At 62.2% G+C, this 15,549-nt stretch carries 15 protein-coding genes; 10 read left to right on the top strand and 5 right to left on the bottom strand.

Going from position 1 to position 15,549, the window contains the following annotated elements:
- Window positions 1-6 precede the first annotated feature (6 nt).
- The gene (locus AC07OP_RS16210) at window positions 7-1,527 is read right to left on the bottom strand and encodes an ABC transporter substrate-binding protein (protein ID WP_027603430.1); all 1,521 of its coding nucleotides are present in this window, start codon (window positions 1,525-1,527) and stop codon (window positions 7-9) included.
- A 187-nt stretch (window positions 1,528-1,714) separates the two neighbouring features.
- Between AC07OP_RS16210 and AC07OP_RS16205 the strand changes: the two genes are divergently transcribed.
- Entirely contained in the window at window positions 1,715-2,632 is a 918-nt protein-coding gene (locus AC07OP_RS16205; RefSeq protein ID WP_421534817.1) for a LysR substrate-binding domain-containing protein, read from the top strand.
- A gap of 10 nt (window positions 2,633-2,642) precedes the next feature.
- Here the strand turns inward: AC07OP_RS16205 and gspJ are convergent, their stop codons facing one another.
- Window positions 2,643-3,248 carry a type II secretion system minor pseudopilin GspJ gene (gene gspJ, locus AC07OP_RS16200; RefSeq protein ID WP_495101903.1) on the bottom strand — a complete coding sequence of 202 codons (606 nt, stop codon included), beginning with the start codon at window positions 3,246-3,248 and terminating at the stop codon, window positions 2,643-2,645.
- Window positions 3,245-3,706, bottom strand: coding sequence for a type II secretion system minor pseudopilin GspH (gspH, locus tag AC07OP_RS16195; RefSeq protein WP_027603439.1), 462 nt, complete (start codon window positions 3,704-3,706; stop codon window positions 3,245-3,247). The genes gspJ and gspH overlap by 4 nt, the downstream gene beginning before the upstream one ends.
- Before the next feature lie 68 nt (window positions 3,707-3,774).
- On the opposite strand from gspH, the gene AC07OP_RS16190 reads away from it, so the two are divergent.
- Window positions 3,775-4,206, top strand: coding sequence for a type II secretion system protein N (locus AC07OP_RS16190; protein WP_169899626.1), 432 nt, complete (start codon window positions 3,775-3,777; stop codon window positions 4,204-4,206).
- Window positions 4,207-4,210: 4 nt separating this feature from the next.
- Here AC07OP_RS16190 and gspI read toward each other — a convergent pair whose 3' ends face one another.
- Window positions 4,211-4,597: a type II secretion system minor pseudopilin GspI gene (gene gspI / locus AC07OP_RS16185; protein ID WP_027603441.1), complete on the bottom strand. Its 387-nt coding sequence runs from the start codon at window positions 4,595-4,597 to the stop codon at window positions 4,211-4,213.
- A gap of 137 nt (window positions 4,598-4,734) precedes the next feature.
- Here gspI and gspG point away from each other — a divergent pair, with 137 nt between their 5' ends.
- Genes gspG through gspF form a run of 7 tightly spaced genes read left to right on the top strand, consistent with a single transcriptional unit; the run spans window position 4,735 to window position 12,769 of the window.
- A complete protein-coding gene (gspG, locus tag AC07OP_RS16180) occupies window positions 4,735-5,184 on the top strand; it encodes a type II secretion system major pseudopilin GspG (RefSeq protein WP_027603442.1) in 450 nt (149 codons plus the stop codon).
- 8 nt (window positions 5,185-5,192) lie between these two features.
- On the top strand, window positions 5,193-6,116 hold the full coding sequence (gene gspK / locus AC07OP_RS16175; RefSeq protein ID WP_027603443.1) for a type II secretion system minor pseudopilin GspK: 924 nt from the start codon (window positions 5,193-5,195) through the stop codon (window positions 6,114-6,116).
- Complete coding sequence (gspL, locus tag AC07OP_RS16170) at window positions 6,113-7,252, top strand: type II secretion system protein GspL (protein ID WP_495101904.1); 1,140 nt, start codon at window positions 6,113-6,115, stop codon at window positions 7,250-7,252. The genes gspK and gspL overlap by 4 nt, the downstream gene beginning before the upstream one ends.
- The gene (locus AC07OP_RS16165) at window positions 7,245-7,754 is read left to right on the top strand and encodes a type II secretion system protein M (protein WP_146477488.1); all 510 of its coding nucleotides are present in this window, start codon (window positions 7,245-7,247) and stop codon (window positions 7,752-7,754) included. The genes gspL and AC07OP_RS16165 overlap by 8 nt, the downstream gene beginning before the upstream one ends.
- Window positions 7,751-10,081 (top strand): type II secretion system secretin GspD, encoded by a 2,331-nt coding sequence (gene gspD / locus AC07OP_RS16160; RefSeq protein ID WP_495101905.1) that lies wholly within the window; start codon window positions 7,751-7,753, stop codon window positions 10,079-10,081. Before AC07OP_RS16165 ends, gspD begins: the two co-directional genes overlap by 4 nt.
- A 58-nt stretch (window positions 10,082-10,139) precedes the next feature.
- Window positions 10,140-11,558, top strand: coding sequence for a type II secretion system ATPase GspE (gene gspE, locus AC07OP_RS16155; protein WP_495101906.1), 1,419 nt, complete (start codon window positions 10,140-10,142; stop codon window positions 11,556-11,558).
- Window positions 11,558-12,769, top strand: coding sequence for a type II secretion system inner membrane protein GspF (gspF, locus tag AC07OP_RS16150; RefSeq protein WP_027603448.1), 1,212 nt, complete (start codon window positions 11,558-11,560; stop codon window positions 12,767-12,769). Before gspE ends, gspF begins: the two co-directional genes overlap by 1 nt.
- 57 nt (window positions 12,770-12,826) lie before the next feature.
- Here the strand turns inward: gspF and AC07OP_RS16145 are convergent, their stop codons facing one another.
- Window positions 12,827-13,969, bottom strand: a complete 1,143-nt coding sequence (locus tag AC07OP_RS16145) for a pectate lyase family protein (RefSeq protein ID WP_027603449.1) — start codon at window positions 13,967-13,969, stop codon at window positions 12,827-12,829.
- A gap of 252 nt (window positions 13,970-14,221) precedes the next feature.
- Here AC07OP_RS16145 and AC07OP_RS16140 point away from each other — a divergent pair, with 252 nt between their 5' ends.
- Entirely contained in the window at window positions 14,222-15,484 is a 1,263-nt protein-coding gene (locus AC07OP_RS16140) for a serine hydrolase domain-containing protein (RefSeq protein WP_495101907.1), read from the top strand.
- Window positions 15,485-15,549: the final 65 nt, after the last annotated feature.

Raw genomic sequence — 15,549 nt, 5'->3', positions numbered from 1 at the left:
TACGTATTACTTCCACGTGGACTCGACGAAACGCGGCAGCTCATCCGGGTACGGTGTGAACGCGAGTTCCGAGGTGTAGGCGTAGTTCATCGAGTAGTTGAACAGCGGCGCCCAGTAGGCCTGCTCGCTGATGCGCTGCAAGGCCTTGCGGTAGTTGTCCTTGCGCACTTGCGGGTCGAGGGCATTGTCGGCGGTCTGCAACCAGCCCTGGACTTGTGGGTCCTTGATATTGTCGTCCGGATTGCCCTTGAACCAGGTACCGGCCGACGCCGAGGTGTCGAGGATCGAGAACGAGCCCCAGGCCTGAAACGACATGGGCACCTTGCCGCCACGTTGCTGATCGCGCAGGGCGGCGTACTTCAAGTAGCGCAGCTTGGCGTTGATGCCCACCGCGCGCAGGTTGCCGATGATGGCTTCGACGTAATCACGGTCGCGATAAGCGAAGATTTCTGTCTCGAAGCCATTTGGGTAACCGGCTTCGGCGAGCAGCGCCTTGGCCTTGGCGGGGTCATAGTCGTAGACCGTGGCCGCAGTGGTATCGCAACCGAACTGACCGGGATAACAGGCAACCTGCAAGGGCTTGGCTTCGCCCCCCACCAATTGCGTGGCCAGCGCATTGCGGTTGATCGCATGGTTGATGGCCTGGCGCACCTTGAGGTTCTTCATCGGTGAGTTTTCAGTGGAGGTGCCCCGTGCATCAAGAATCAGGAAACCGATGCGCATGGTTTCGCCACTGGTCACGGTCAGGTTCGGCATACCCTTGAGGTCGACCGCCTGATCCGAGGTCACACGCCAGGTCCAGTCGACACCGTCGGTCATCAACTCGGCCAGACGGGTTTCTGCATCCGGGATCACGCGGAACTTGAGGTGGCTGATATGGGGCTTGCCTTGTGGGCTGTCCGGGAAGTAGTCCTTGTTGATCTCCATGGTCACGCCTTCGCCGGCCACCACCGACACGGCTTTATACGGCCCGGTGCCAATGGGCTTGCGACTGAATTCGGCCAGGCCGACCTTCTCGAAGTACTGCTTGGGAAACATCGGAACGGCGTTGGACAGGTATTCCAGTGCCGGCGGGAAAGGCTTCTTCAAATACAAGCGGACGCTGTAGTCACCGGTTTTTTCGGCGCCCTTGATCCAGTCTACGTTTTGCACGGTAACGACTTTCGCTTCGGGCGACACCACGTAGTTGAGGGTGAACACCACGTCGTCGGCGGTGAAGGCGTCGCCGTTGTGAAATTTGACGCCCTTGCGCAGCTCAAAGTCGAGGGTGGTGTCGTCGACCTGCTTCCAGCTGGTGGCCAGCATGGGTTTGTATTCGCCGCTTTTGGGATCGCGGTAGATCAGGTTGTCCCAGATCAGCCGGCCGAGAATCACGCCTTCGCGTAAATCGTTGTGATAGGGGCTGATGTTTTCAGGCTCGCTGTCGGAAGCGTAAACCAGGGTGTCGTTGGCTTTGCCGGCATGTGCCGGAAAGCTGCTGATAAGGCCCATCAGCGCGATACTGCAGGCGAAACCTTTGATGCCCATGCCGTCGTCTCCGTTGGCGAGAGTGGTTGAATCAAAGGGCAGCGAATCGCAAATGCGTAGAAGGAGGAGGAAAAGGTCGGGCGCTGTTTTTTTTGGTCTGGACACGAATGTAGGGAAGGGCTATCAATGCCACAAGCACAATATTTCGATACTTCCTTTGCCGAAAAGGCAATCCTTGGAGGCTCCGATGCAGCTGTATGGCGTGCAGTCCACGGCACTGCGCTATTTTCTTGAGGTCGCGCGATGCGGATCGATCAGCGAGGCCTCAATGCGGCTGAATGTGGCGGCATCAGCGGTGAGTCGACAAATTTCCAAGCTTGAGTTGGCCCTGGATGCCAGCCTGTTTGAGCGTCGTGCCCGCGGCATGGTGCTCAGCGAGGCGGGGGCGCGACTGGCGGCTTATGCGCGCAAGTCGCAGCTTGAGGCCGAGCAGGTGGTGCTGGAAATTATCGAGTTGCATGGCTTGCAGCGCGGTCATGTGCATGTTGCCTGTTCGGAAGGATTTGCCTTGGAATACATGCCCAGGAGCATCAGCGCGTTCAGGCGTGAGTATCAGGGCATTCATTTTACGTTGGAGGTCTGTGCGCCCGCTGAAGCGACCGAGAAGGTTCGCTCCGGTGAAGCCGACCTGGCGATGACGTTCAGCCTGACGCCGCAAAAGGAAATCAAGGTCGAGCATGTCCTGAGCGGGGCGATTTTTGCCGTGGTCTCCAATGCCCATCCCTTGGCCGGGCGGGAGTCTGTCAACCTCGCCGAGTTGCAACCCTGGCCCATTGCGTTACCCAAGGCCGACACTACGATACGGCAACTCTTCGACATCTGTTGCGGCGTCCAGGGGTTGTTGTTCGACCCGGTATTGACCACCAATTACGTTGCCGCGCTCTACAGTTTCGTCCGTGAAGAGGGAGGCATCAGCCTGGCCAGCGAAATGACCTTGCACCAACAGGTGGCGGACAAGCAGTTGCAATGCTTGCCGATCCTTGATGAAGGCATGCAGGCGCGGCGCATCGAACTGCAAAGCATGGCTGGGCGCAATCTACCGGCGGCGGTTTCGGCGTTCAGGGATTTTCTGATCGCTGAGCTGGCGAAGGCGAAGCGGCTTTGAAAAGATGAGGTTATTGCAGCGGCCCCACCACTTGCCGATAACGTTCTTCCCCCTGCGGCGTCTGGCGGGTCAGGTTGATTTCCAGGCCGATGGGATCGGCTTTACGGTTGCCGGCCAGCTGACGCCAGCCCTGGCCCGCTTCCCAGATGCGCACTTGCAGGTCGCTGACACCGGATAAGACGGCCACTGCTTTTTTGGGCGCAGGCAACGGGTATCGATCACTGGCCGCTGATGTGGCGCGGTACAGCGTGTCACCCTCCAGCCACCAGCGCACCCGTTGCAGACCGTTTTCGGGAAGGGCTGCATTACGAATCACGTTCAGTTGAAAATCATGCTGGTCGGAGCTGCGAACGCTGATTGCGGCGAGCCCGTCGGGCTGTTCGTCATCGTTCAAGGCTGGCGTTCTCAGTTCAACGCTGGCGCGCAGGGCCAGGTCGCGGTCCAGCTGGTTGAGTGTGCGCAACAACGCTTCGGTTTGTTCAGTGCTGGCCTGCAGATGGCTGTCGGCACGGCTCACGCTGTCGAGGCCGCGCCAGGCAATCAGGCTGACAATGGACATCAGCATGATCGCCACCATGACTTCAATGAGGGTAAAGCCGCGCTGGTGAGTTTTCATGGTGCATTTGCCACGCGTATCTGGCCGGTCGCCGTGCGTTGAATGTCGAGGCGGTGCTGGCCATCCGAAAGCTGCAGTTGCAAGGGCGAGGCAAACCATTCGGCATTCAGCACCACCGATTGCCTGGGGGTTACCCGCACGCTCATCGAGGGGGTTTCCCAGGCACGGGGACGCAGTTGCGGGTCGCTCATGAAGTGATCCCAGCCCTGGCCAGACTCGTGGCGCCGACTGAAGCGAAACCCTTTAGTGTCGGCCCGCCACGTGATGGGGCGGCCGTCGGCCCGGGCTTCGGCCTGGGCGATCTGCAGCATCTGGACCACGCGGTTGGCGTCCTTGCGCAGCAATTGCAACGGGTCGGGTTTGATGCTCAGGCTGATCGCCGCCGAGGCGATGCCGATGATCACCAGCACCACCATTAATTCGATCAGGGTGAAGCCTTGTTGATTGGCCTTGGTCATGACACAACGCTCCTTCGTCGTGGGTCTCTCCTGTAGACTGCCCGGCAGGACAACAAGGAGGTTTTGTCTTGGTCGCTATTTTTCGTTTGACCGCGCCGCGAGTGGTGCAGGCAGTGGCATTGGCCGCGGCGCTCGCGGGGGTGCTGGTCTGGTCTTCCGTGTTGCTGACGTCGGCCGAGTCCCAGGTGCCGCCGGTCGAGCCGCCGGTTTTGGCCGCTCGCCCGGATACACCGGCGTTGCAGTGGTTTTCCAACCAGCCGGCGGTGGTGGACATCAAGGTCTCCGGCCTGATGGCCGGCGCGCGCGGGGCGGTGGCGATCCTGAGCCTGAACGAGGGGCCGCCGCGCAGTTTTCGGGTGGGCGAGTCATTGGCCCAGGGTGTGCGCCTGGCGGCGATCGAGGGCGATGCAGTAGTGATTGAGCGGGGCACGCAGCACACCCGCATCAAGGTCAGCACGCTGCCGGACTCGGTGGTGCTACCGCGCTTGACCCGACCCTGAACGCTCATTGGGGCGTTGCCTTCGGCGGGTTGAGCAGCGTTTCCACCCGCGCCAGCGGCGGCGCCTCGCGCTTGCGCTCCGACACCAGCAGGGTGACGCGCATCAGGCGTCCATCGGCGCTCGGTGCGATGCTCTGTTCGCAACGCAACAGCAAGCGGCCCTGATCACAGTCAAACGCTTTGTGCCCCCTGGGCAGGCGTCCCTCCAGGCGCAGTTCGGCGAGCCTGCCCTGGGCCGACAGCAGCGCCATCGAGCGGTCGCGCAGCAACCCATTGCTCTGGGTCATCAAGCCTGCAACGCGGACCGCCGCCGCCATCGCCACGGCAATGATCGCCAAGGCCACGAGCACCTCGATCAATGTAAAACCCTGCTCCTTGCGCGACAGCTCCATGGGTCACTCTTGGCGTAAAAACACGCCGTAGAGTAGCACTCAGGGAGCCGCGGGCAGCGGCCAATTATTTTTGCTATCCAGATAGTTAGTTTTGTTACACTGCGCGCCGAATTAGGATCGAGCCAAGGATGGTGGATATGGATTTCGCGCGCATCAAATATGGGCCTCGCGCCCGCCACGCTCAGCAAGGGTTCACGCTGATCGAGATCATGGTGGTGGTGGTCATCCTCGGCATTCTGGCGGCGATTGTCGTGCCTAAAGTGCTGGACCGTCCGGACCAGGCCAGGGCGATTGCGGCCAAGCAGGACGTCGCCGGCCTGATGCAGGCGCTCAAGCTTTATCGCCTCGACCACGGCACCTATCCCAACATGAACCAGGGCCTCAAGGTACTGGTCGAGCGCCCGGCAGATGCAAAAAATACCAACTGGCGTTCTTACCTGGAGCGCCTGCCCAACGACCCCTGGGGCCGTCCTTACCATTACTTGAATCCCGGCGCGAACGGCGAAGTCGACATCTTCTCCCTCGGTGCCGACGGACAGCCTGATGGCGACGGTGTGAATGCCGATATCGGATCCTGGCAGCTCTAAGCGCGGCCATGAAATCACACTCGCCCACCGGGGCGAAACAGCGCGGCATGGCGATTATCAGCGCGATGCTGATCGCGGCGGTGGTCGCTGTGTTCGCCGCCGGCATGCTCACCCGCCAGAGCGTTTTTACCCGTTCGCTTGAGGCCGAGCAGGCGCGAGTGCAGGGCAGTGCATCACTGCTGGGCGGCCTGGAAGTCAGCCGGCGATTGCTCCGGGACGCCCGTGAGCAGGATGTGCTGACGCGGCTTGACCAGCCATGGGCCCGGCCGATCAACACCGCTCAGGACGGCGAATTCGAAGGCCGCCTTGAGGACCTGCAAGGCAAGTTCAACCTGCGCAATTTAATCGCCCAAGAGTCTGTTGATCTCGGGCAGATGCGCAGCTTTGAGCGGTTGTGCGAGATGATCGGTGTCGAGGCCCGCCTGGCGCAGCGCATCAGCCAACGCGTGATTGCAGCCTACCCACATAGGCCGGTTGCCTCAACAGTGGGGCAGCCACCCCCGCCATTACCCGCCACCCAGCCGATGCTGCGCAGTCTTGATCAATTACGCGGTATCGAAGGCCTCAATGAGCGGGTCCTGGCGCGGCTCGAGCGTTACGTCAGCATTCTTCCGGTCAACACCTGGGTCAACGGCAATACGGCCAGCGCTGAGGTGCTGGCCGCGGTGGTGCCGGGTTTGTCCTGGGCGCAGGCCAAGGCGTTGGTCGCCGAGCGCGATCGCGGCCAGTGGTTTATCAACCGCGGCGACTTCGTTAACCGTGCGCGATTGCCCAACCTGAACGTGGATCACCTCAACGTCGGGATCACCAGTGAGTGGTTCCTGCTCCAGGGGCAGGCCCGTCGCAACCAGCGCCGTGTGCACCTGGCTGCGCTGCTGCATCGTCCGGAAGACGCAATGCCCAGGGTGATCTGGTCGAGGCTGGGCGTATGACGCGCCTGCGCCTTGCCTTGCCGCCGCTGGAGTCCTTGACGTCGGACACCGAGCTTGAGTTCGCGCAACTGGACCGCAAGGGGCGCGTCAGCCATACCGGCATCAGCACCCTTGGCCAGCTGGGACAACAGGCCAAGTCTCAGGCCGTCGAGTGTTTCCTTCACCCCATGGACACGGTACTTACTCGCATCGAGCTACCGCCGCTGTCAGCGTCCCGTATCGATGCGGCCGTTACCTGCGCTGCGCAGGCGTTGATCCTGGGGCCCAGCGAGCAGATGCATGTGGCGCACAGCGCTCGCGATGCCGATGGACAGGTGCACCTGAGCTGGTCGCCCAAGGCTGTACTGGATCGCCTCGGTCAGTTGCTTGGCCTGCACGGATTGAAGCTGGGCGGCCTGTATCCGGCGCCTTACCGCTTAGCCGTGCCAGCGGCCGGGCAGGTCAATGGGTGTGTGGTAGAGGGCCAGTTGCTGCTGCGCTTCACCCTCGCCCATGGGGCGGTGGAACCGTTGGTTAAGGACCGTCTGGAAGCGCTCGCCGCCAGCGGCGAAAGTGTGCTGTGGCCCGTGGACCACCAGCGCTGGAACGGCGCTGCCCCTGGCTGGGGATTGCACGCCGGGGTCGGCCGGCGCACTGCACCGGCGGCCGGTTGGGGGCGGGCGTTGGGCTGTTGTGCGTTGGCCGTGGGTGTCTGGGTGGCCGGGCTCAACCTTTACGCCGCCCGCGAAGTTGCGCAAGGGCAGCAGCTCAAGCAGCAAATGAGCCAGCGCGTGAAGCACGCATTTCCCGAGTTGCCGGTGATTCTCAACCCTCTGCAACAGGCTCGCCAGCAGTTGGCGATCCGGCAAGGGGGCGGGCCCGCGCAGCTCAATCACGACTTTGCTTACCTGGTGCAGCAAGCCGCCATGGCGCTGCCGTTCATGGCTGGCAGCGTCCAGCAGCTGACCTTCAGCGAGCGCCAGTTGCAGCTGCAGATGACCGCCGAAGCCACTCCCGCTGCCGACGGCGCTGTACAGGCTGCGCTGAGCCAGGCGGGACTTTCCGCCCACCGCAACGAGCGCATCTGGACGCTGAGTGCGATGGCCGAACCCGCGTCGGGAGAGGGTGATTCCAGCGTGGAAAACGACGATGAATAATCCGCGGCTGATGGCCTTCAACGGACGCTGGAAAGCGTTGGCTCCGCGGGAAAAAACCATGCTCAGCGGTGCGGCGGTTTTTCTCGCCGGCCTGTTGGTCTGGCTGTCGCTGATCCAGCCAGCGCTTAAGAACATTGACTATTGGCAAGTCGAAACCCCGAAGCTGCGCGCCCAGAGCCAGGCACTGGCGCTGTTGCTTCGCGAGGTCACCACGCCTGTCGGGCTGGACCTTGAGCACTCATTGCGGCAATCCCTCGACGCCGCCGGCCTGGCGGGACACTACCGGTTGCAGGCCCAGGATCTGTCCTGGCAACTGACACTGGACGCGGCCCCCGCCGATGCGGTGCTCGGCTGGTTATTGAGTGACCCAAGGCAATTTTCGCTGGACGTGGTGGAGGCCCGTTTGCAACGCGCCGGCGAAGCCTCGGCCGACAACACGGCAGGCACTCTCACAGGAACCGTCCGTATGGATCGGATGCACGGAGCTAAGGAAGCATCATGAAGTGGTCAGGTTCCCATTATGTACGCACGGCTGCGCCGTTTCTGTTGCTCGCACTGGGGGCGTGCAGCGCGCAGCCCACGGCGGATTTACCCCAGGACAGTGAGCTCGGCCTGCCCCTGGCCACCACCCAGCGCAGCGGCGATGCCTTGGTAGACCGGCAGCGTGCGCAAGTGCAAATCGAACGGCAGTCGCGGCCCTTGCACAAGGTTACCCACCCCGCACGTGGCGGCGGTGCCGATCACAGCGGCGTGGCGCCGAACAAACCCTTGGGCGATCAACCGGTCACGCTGAATTTCGTCGAAGCCGACATTCAAGCCGTGGTGCGGGCGTTGTCCCGTGCGACGGGGCAGCAGTTCCTGGTCGACCCGCGCGTCAAGGGCTCCCTCACGCTGGTTTCCGAAGGGCAGGTGCCGTCGCATCAGGCCTACGACATGCTGCTGGCGGCACTGCGCATGCAGGGCTTCAGCGTGGTGGATGTGGGAGGTATCGCGCACGTGGTGCCCGAGGCCGATGCCAAGCTGCTCGGCGGGCCGATCTACAGTGCTGACAAGCCGGGCGGCAGCGGCATGCTCACGCGCACCTTCCGCCTGCAATACGAAAACGCGGTGAATCTGATCCCGGTGCTGCGCCCGATCGTTTCGCCGAACAACCCGATCAACGCCTATCCGGGCAACAACACCATCGTTGTCACCGACTACGCCGAGAACCTGGCGCGGGTGGCGCAGCTTATCGACGGTATCGATACCCCGAGCGCCATCGACACCGACGTGGTGCAGGTTCAAAACGGGATCGCCGTGGATATCGCCGAGATGGTCTCGCAACTGCTGGAGCAGCCGGGCAGCGATCCGACGCAGAAAATCACGGTGGTGGGCGACCCGCGCTCCAACGCGATCGTGATTCGTGCCGGCAGCCCGGAGCGAACCGAGTTGGCGCGTAACCTGATCTACAAGCTGGATAACGCCCAAGCCAACCCAAGCAATTTGCACGTGGTGTACCTGCGCAACGCCCAGGCCGCGAAACTGGCGCAGTCGTTACGCGGTTTGCTGACCGGTGAAAGCGACAGCGGTGGCGGTGACAATGCGCGGTCGGCCCTCAGCACAATGGGTGCCAATATCTCCGGCAGCCAGACCGGGCAGGGCAGTGGCCAAGGCAGTACCACCAGCGCCAATGAGTCGGCGCAGACGACCGGCAGCTCGAGCAGCCAGCCCGGCGGGCAAACGAGTGAGCAAAACGTCGCCTTCACCGCCGGTGGCGTGACCCTCCAGGCCGACTCGACCACCAACACCTTGCTGATTTCTGCCCCGGAGCCGCTGTACCGCAACCTGCGTGAAGTCATCGACATGCTCGACCAGCGCCGCGCCCAAGTGGTGATTGAAAGCCTTATCGTTGAAGTCGGCGAGGACGATGCCAATGAGTTCGGCGTGCAGTGGCAGAGCGGCGACCTGGCCGGCAAAGGCGTGATTGGCGGCACTAACCTGGGCGGCGCGGGGTTCAACCTGAATGGCAAGACCAGCGTTGACGTGCTGCCCGGCGGGCTCAGCCTCGGCTTTATCAACGGTACCGTGGATGTGCCCGGCATTGGCAAGGTCATGGACCTCAAGGTGTTGGCCCGCGCGCTTAAAAGCAAAGGCGGCAGCAACGTCCTGTCGACGCCGAACCTGCTGACCCTGGATAACGAGGCGGCCAGTATTTTTGTGGGCCAGACTATTCCGTTTGTCAGTGGCAGCTACGTGACCGGTGGCGGCGGTACCAGCAATAATCCGTTCCAGACGGTCACCCGTGAAGAGGTCGGCTTGAAGCTGAATGTGCGCCCACAAATCTCTGAGGGTGGCACGGTCAAACTCGATATTTACCAGGAAGTCAGCAGCATCGATGAGCGCGCGTCCAGCAGCGCCGCGTCGGCCGGCATCGTCACCAACAAGCGCGCGATCGACACCAGTATTTTGCTCGACGACGGGCAGATCATGGTCCTCGGCGGCCTGCTCCAGGACGGTTACAGCCAGAGCAATGAAGCCGTGCCGTGGCTGTCGAGCATTCCGGGGCTGGGTGTGCTGTTTCGCAATGAGCGCCGGGCGGTCACCAAGACCAACCTGATGGTGTTCCTGCGCCCGTATATCATCCGCGACAGTGGTGCCGGGCGCGCGATCACCCTGAACCGCTATGACTACATGCGCCGTGCCCAGGGCCATTCCCAGCCGGAACACAGCTGGGCGATGCCGGATGTGCAGGCGCCGCAGTTGCCGGTGGTGGAGAAGGGGATTCCGGACGGGCAGCAGCAGGGGCCGAGGGCGGTGATTCGGGCGGTGCCTGTAGGTGCACGACCGTGAGCCTGTTGTACGCAGGACCAAATGTGGGAGGGGCGATGTATTCCTGCGGGAGAGGGGTATGAGTCTGTTGCCCTACGCCTGGGCCAAATCCCAACGCATCCTCCTGCGCCCCGGCGCCGACGGCATGCTGCTCACCGTCTGTCCCTCCACCCCCGGTTGGTCCATCAGCGAAGTACGGCGCCAGTTCGGCCAGGCCCACCTCGAGCAGGTACGCGACGACGAACTCGACGGCCTCCTCGCCAGTGCTTATGCCGATACGGGCAGCGCCGCCGCTGTGGTGGGTGCGGCGGAAAACGAGGTCGACCTCGACCGCCTGATGCAGGACATGCCCGAGATCACCGACCTGCTCGACACCCAGGACGGCGCGCCGGTGATCCGTATGATCAACGCCTTGCTCACCCAGGCCGCGCGGGACGAGGCCAGTGATATCCATATCGAGCCCTATGAAACCCACTCCGTGGTGCGCTACCGCGTCGACGGCACGTTGCGGGATGTGGTGTCGCCGCGCAAGGCGCTGCATGGCGCGCTGGTGTCGCGGATCAAGATCATGGCCCAGCTCGACATCGCCGAAAAACGCTTGCCCCAGGACGGTCGTATCGCCTTGCGCGTGGCGGGTCGGCCGATTGATATTCGTGTGTCGACCGTGCCCACCGGGCATGGCGAGCGCGTGGTGATGCGCCTGCTGGACAAGCAGGCCGGGCGGCTGCAACTGGAGACCCTCGGCATGGCGCCCTCGGTACTGACCAGGCTCGATACCTTGATTCGCCAGCCCCACGGCATCGTGCTGGTCACCGGGCCCACGGGCAGCGGCAAGACCACCAGCCTGTACGCCGCCCTGGCGCGGCTGGATGCGAGTACCAGCAATATCCTCACCGTGGAAGACCCGGTGGAATACGACCTGCCGGGCATCAGCCAGATCCAGGTCAATGCCAAGATCGACATGACCTTCGGCCTGGCCCTGCGGGCGATCCTGCGCCAGGACCCGGACATCATCATGATCGGTGAAATCCGCGACCTGGAGACCGCGCAAATCGCGGTGCAGGCTTCGCTCACCGGGCATTTGGTACTCGCTACGTTGCACACCAACGACGCGGTATCCGCCGTCAACCGCCTGCTGGACATGGGCGTCGAGCCGTTTTTGCTGGCGTCTTCAATGCTTGGGGTTCTGGCGCAACGCCTTGTGCGTCGTCTCTGCCCGCAATGCAAGGAAGAAGACCCGGCCAGCCCGGGCACCTGGCGTCCACTCGGGTGTTTGGCGTGTAACCACACCGGCTACAGCGGTCGCACCGGCATTCATGAACTGTTCTGCATTGACGACGCGATTCGCGCGCTGATTCACCAGGGCGCCGGTGAGCAGGCGCTCAGGGCCGCAGCCCGCAGCGCCGGTATGTGCAGCATGCGTGAGGATGGCGAACGCTGGGTCAACAGCGGCGTGACGGCACCCGAAGAAGTGCTCCGCGTGACACGGGACGCCTGATGAATCGCTACCGTTTCGAAGCCGCCGACGCCATGGGCAAGATCGAGAGCGGACACCTGGAAGCCGACAGTCAGCGCGAGGCGTTCGGGATTCTGCGCCGGCGTGGCTTGACGGCCTTGTCGGTGCACCTTGAGCAAAATACGGCCTCAGGGGCTGGCGCGGGCCTGTTCAGCGCCAAGCTGTCGGACAACGACCTGGCCTGGGCCACGCGGCAACTGGCGAGCCTGCTCAGCGCCAGCCTGCCACTGGAGGCCGCGTTGAGTGCCACGGTGGAACAAGCCGAGCGCAAACACATCGTCCAGGCCCTGAGTGCGGTGCGTGCCGATGTACGCAGCGGCATGCGCCTGGCGGATGCCTTGGCCGCGCGGCCACGGGACTTTCCGGAGATCTACCGCGCGCTGATTGCGGCGGGAGAGGAGTCCGGCGACCTCGCCCAGGTGATGGAGCGGTTGGCCGACTACATCGAAGAACGCAATAACCTGCGCAGTAAAATCCTCACCGCGTTTATCTATCCTGGAGTGGTAGGGCTGGTCTCGATCGCCATCGTGATCTTCCTGCTCAGCTACGTGGTGCCCCAGGTGGTCAGTGCGTTTTCCCAGGCGCGCCAGGACTTGCCCGGGCTGACATTGGCGATGCTCAATGCCAGTGATTTCATTCGCGGTTGGGGTTGGCTGTGCCTCAGTGCTTTGATCGCGGGTTTCTGGGGCTGGCGTGTGTACCTGCGCAACCCGCTGGCGCGTCTGGGTTGGCATCGTCGCGTGTTGCGCCTGCCGCTGATCGGGCGTTTTGTACTCGGGCTCAATACCGCACGGTTTGCCTCGACACTGGCGATTCTCGGCGGCGCCGGGGTGCCGCTGTTGCGTGCACTGGAAGCGGCACGCCAGACCTTGTCCAACGACTGCCTGAGCCAGTGCGTCAACGACGCCACTGCCAAGGTGCGCGAAGGCGTCAGCCTGGCCACGGCGCTGGCGGCGGAAAAAGTATTTCCGCCCCTGCTGATCCACCTGATAGCCAGCGGCGAAAAGACCGGCTCGCTGCCGCCTATGCTCGATCGCGCCGCGCAGACACTGTCCCGCGATATCGAGCGCCGGGCGATGGGCATGACCGCACTGCTGGAGCCACTGATGATCGTGGTGATGGGCGCGGTGGTGCTGGTGATCGTGATGGCGGTGCTGTTGCCGATCATCGAGATCAACCAACTGGTGCAATAGCTGCACAAAAAAGCCCTCGTCACCGAGGGCTTTTCATTTCACAGATGACAGTGCTGCTTAGAGCTTACCGGCGCCGGCCTTGGCCTTGACGTCGGCGGCGACCTTATCGGCAGCCAGCGGAGTGTAGCTGTACGGTGGGGTCCAGCCGATGCTCGAACTCCACGAGCAGCTCAATGCGCTGCCGTTGAGGGTCGAGCCGGTGTCGCGGTAGACGCTGCCACCGTAGTCGCCGGCGATCTTGTCGCAACCGCTGATACCGGCGATTTCGAAGGCGTTACGCTCGGAGAAGATCTTCGAGTTCTTGCCCACACCGTGAGCGTACGAGAACGGGTACACCTTATGGCTGGTGCTGCCCACATGGTAGTTGTTGTACAGATGCACCTGGCCGAAACGCACGCGCGGCGCACGGGCAGAGATATTCTCAAACAGGCTGTTGTGGATGGTGACCTTGAGCTTGCCGTCATCGGTGGTGCGGCTGTCGCTGGAACCGATCAGGTTGTTCTTCTCGTGCGACTTGAACGCCGAGTACGAGATGGTCACGTAGTTGGCGCCGTTTTTAACATCCAGCGCGCCGTCGTGATGCTGCTTCGGACGGCCGTTGGCACTGCCGTTCTGGTCATCGGTACGGCGGCCATCGGTGAAGGTCACGTGATCGACCCACACGTTATTGGCGCCCTCGATGGTCAGGCCATCGTATTCCGAGTTCCAGTTGCCGGCGCTGCCGTCCGTGGGGTCCCACTTCGGCTCGGGATCCCACGGGTTTTCGATGGTGATGTTGCGGATGATGACGTCGTTTTCCTTGGCATAGAAGAAACCCTCACGGATCTCGGCATTGCTGGTGGTACCGACGATGGTGGTTTTGCCAGGAATATCCAGGCGACCGCGTACCTTCATATCAGCAGTCGTCGTATAAGCCTTGCCTTCGCTGATATCGATGATGCCGGTGATTTTGATAATACGGCCGTTGGTGCCCACCGAAGCGCTCAGTGCGGTTTTCAGCTCAGCCGCGTTTTTTGCCGTGTAGATATTATTCGCCGCAGCTCGCGAGCCGCCCTTGGTGCCGCCGTTCTGAGTGGCCCAACCGGTGGTGGCCGAATCCAGCCAGATGTCCGCGGCATGCGCAGGAACGCTGGAAAACAGCAGGGCACCGATAACGGCACTGGCCAGTTTGGAGGCAGTGAAGGTTGAGGGTTTTGTCATGAGTAATCAGATCCTTGATTAACTTGAGTGTTTAAACGCGCACAGGCATGCGCGTTTCTCGAGCGGACGTCCTTGCCACTGGTGCAGCGAATCGAACGTCCGCTGCATGAGAAATACTATCATGTGTGTCTTTGTTGTCGTACAACTGTTTGTAAAATTAACGAGTAAAAAGTTTTATTGACTAAAATAAAATATCGGATAATTATTCCTGTGCATCTGCTCCCACGCAGAGTCATTTTCAGGGTTATCCCGATGAGTGTTAAAACCCCGTCTGTACTGGCGACTCTTTACGTCGAGGCCAATGAGTCGTGCTTTGCAACCCCCGTGGCACCTGCGCTGATGCAGGGCTTCCCGGCCGAGCCGAAACACCGGGTAACGTGGCACAACTGGATGCGCGCGCCCTTCAGCCAGTGGGGGTTCCGTCATCTGGCGCGGCTGCGTCCCACGATTGATGTGGCGGCGGGTTCAAGGCCTGCCGGTCAGCTCAAGGAAGCGCCCACAGCGCTGGACCCGCTGTGTTTCGACAGCGAATGCGGGCTCAGCATCAGCGTGATCGAACACCTTGTGGCCAGCCAGACCGACGCCTTTTTAGTGATGCAGGGCGACACGGTGTTGTTCGAGCGCTACTTCAACGGCCAGCGCGCGGATGATCGGCACATCATGTTCTCGGTGACCAAGTCGCTGATCGGCACCCTTGGCGAACAACTGGTTTCCAACGGCATGCTCAAGCCCGAGCTGTCCGCCGCGTACTACGTGCCTGAGCTGGTGGGCAGTGCGTTTGGCGATGCTACGGTGCGCCAGTTGTTCGATATGGCCGTGGGCATCGACTACAGCGAGGTGTATGACGATCCCGCCTCCGAGAGTTCGCAGTACGGTTATGCCTGCGGTTTCCAGCCAGCACCGGCGCAGTACGCCCAGTTTGAATCGCTGTACCAATACCTGCCGTCACTGAAAAAACGTGGCGCACACGGCGGCTTTTTCCATTACGTGACCGCCACCACCGAAGTCCTGGCATGGGTCATGGAACGGGCCTCGGGCCAGGCGTGCAGTCAGATGCTGGAACAGATCTGGGGGCGCTTGGGCTGCGAGCGCGACGGTTATTTCATGGCCGATCCCTGGGGCCGTAACGTTGCCGGGGCGGGCTTCAGTGCCACCTTGAGAGACATGGCGCGCTTCGGTCGCCTGCTCGCCAACGACGGTCGCCAGGACGGGGTCGAGCTGTTGTCGCCCGAGACCGTAGCGCGTATCGCCGCCGGTTCTGATCCGGCGATCTACGCGCAAAATGCCGAGTTCTCCAGCTGGACGCCGGGTGCGTCCTATCGCAGCCAGTGGTACGTGTTCAACGACCACAGCCAAGCCCTGATGGCCGGAGGGATCCACGGCCAATACCTGTTCATCGACAAGCCGTCGGGTGTGGTGATCGTCAAGCAATCGTCACTCACCGATGCGGTCAGCCCGTTCGATAACGACAGCGTGCGCATGCTGCGCGCGATCGCCGCCCACCTGAGTCGCTGATCCACGCCAAACAATAAGAGTCTTGCGTTCTATTCACCTGGCTTGCCCAGGTGTTGGCGGCGCCC

This window comes from Pseudomonas sp. GW821-FHT09D08 (assembly GCF_059416305.1).
This window is presented reverse-complemented; position numbering and strand designations above follow the sequence as displayed.

What these genes read in the sequence shown, in the direction of transcription:
- AC07OP_RS16205 (WP_421534817.1), top strand. Translation starts at nt 1,715, where the DNA reads ATGCAGCTGTATGGCGTGCAGTCCACGGCACTGCGCTATTTTCTTGAG.
- gspJ (WP_495101903.1), bottom strand. Translation starts at nt 3,248, where the DNA reads ATGAAAACTCACCAGCGCGGCTTTACCCTCATTGAAGTCATGGTGGCG.
- gspE (WP_495101906.1), top strand. Translation starts at nt 10,140, where the DNA reads ATGAGTCTGTTGCCCTACGCCTGGGCCAAATCCCAACGCATCCTCCTG.
- gspG (WP_027603442.1), top strand. Translation starts at nt 4,735, where the DNA reads ATGGATTTCGCGCGCATCAAATATGGGCCTCGCGCCCGCCACGCTCAG.
- gspH (WP_027603439.1), bottom strand. Translation starts at nt 3,706, where the DNA reads ATGACCAAGGCCAATCAACAAGGCTTCACCCTGATCGAATTAATGGTG.
- gspF (WP_027603448.1), top strand. Translation starts at nt 11,558, where the DNA reads ATGAATCGCTACCGTTTCGAAGCCGCCGACGCCATGGGCAAGATCGAG.
- AC07OP_RS16165 (WP_146477488.1), top strand. Translation starts at nt 7,245, where the DNA reads ATGAATAATCCGCGGCTGATGGCCTTCAACGGACGCTGGAAAGCGTTG.
- AC07OP_RS16140 (WP_495101907.1), top strand. Translation starts at nt 14,222, where the DNA reads ATGAGTGTTAAAACCCCGTCTGTACTGGCGACTCTTTACGTCGAGGCC.
- gspI (WP_027603441.1), bottom strand. Translation starts at nt 4,597, where the DNA reads ATGGAGCTGTCGCGCAAGGAGCAGGGTTTTACATTGATCGAGGTGCTC.
- AC07OP_RS16145 (WP_027603449.1), bottom strand. Translation starts at nt 13,969, where the DNA reads ATGACAAAACCCTCAACCTTCACTGCCTCCAAACTGGCCAGTGCCGTT.
- gspD (WP_495101905.1), top strand. Translation starts at nt 7,751, where the DNA reads ATGAAGTGGTCAGGTTCCCATTATGTACGCACGGCTGCGCCGTTTCTG.
- gspL (WP_495101904.1), top strand. Translation starts at nt 6,113, where the DNA reads ATGACGCGCCTGCGCCTTGCCTTGCCGCCGCTGGAGTCCTTGACGTCG.
- gspK (WP_027603443.1), top strand. Translation starts at nt 5,193, where the DNA reads ATGAAATCACACTCGCCCACCGGGGCGAAACAGCGCGGCATGGCGATT.
- AC07OP_RS16210 (WP_027603430.1), bottom strand. Translation starts at nt 1,527, where the DNA reads ATGGGCATCAAAGGTTTCGCCTGCAGTATCGCGCTGATGGGCCTTATC.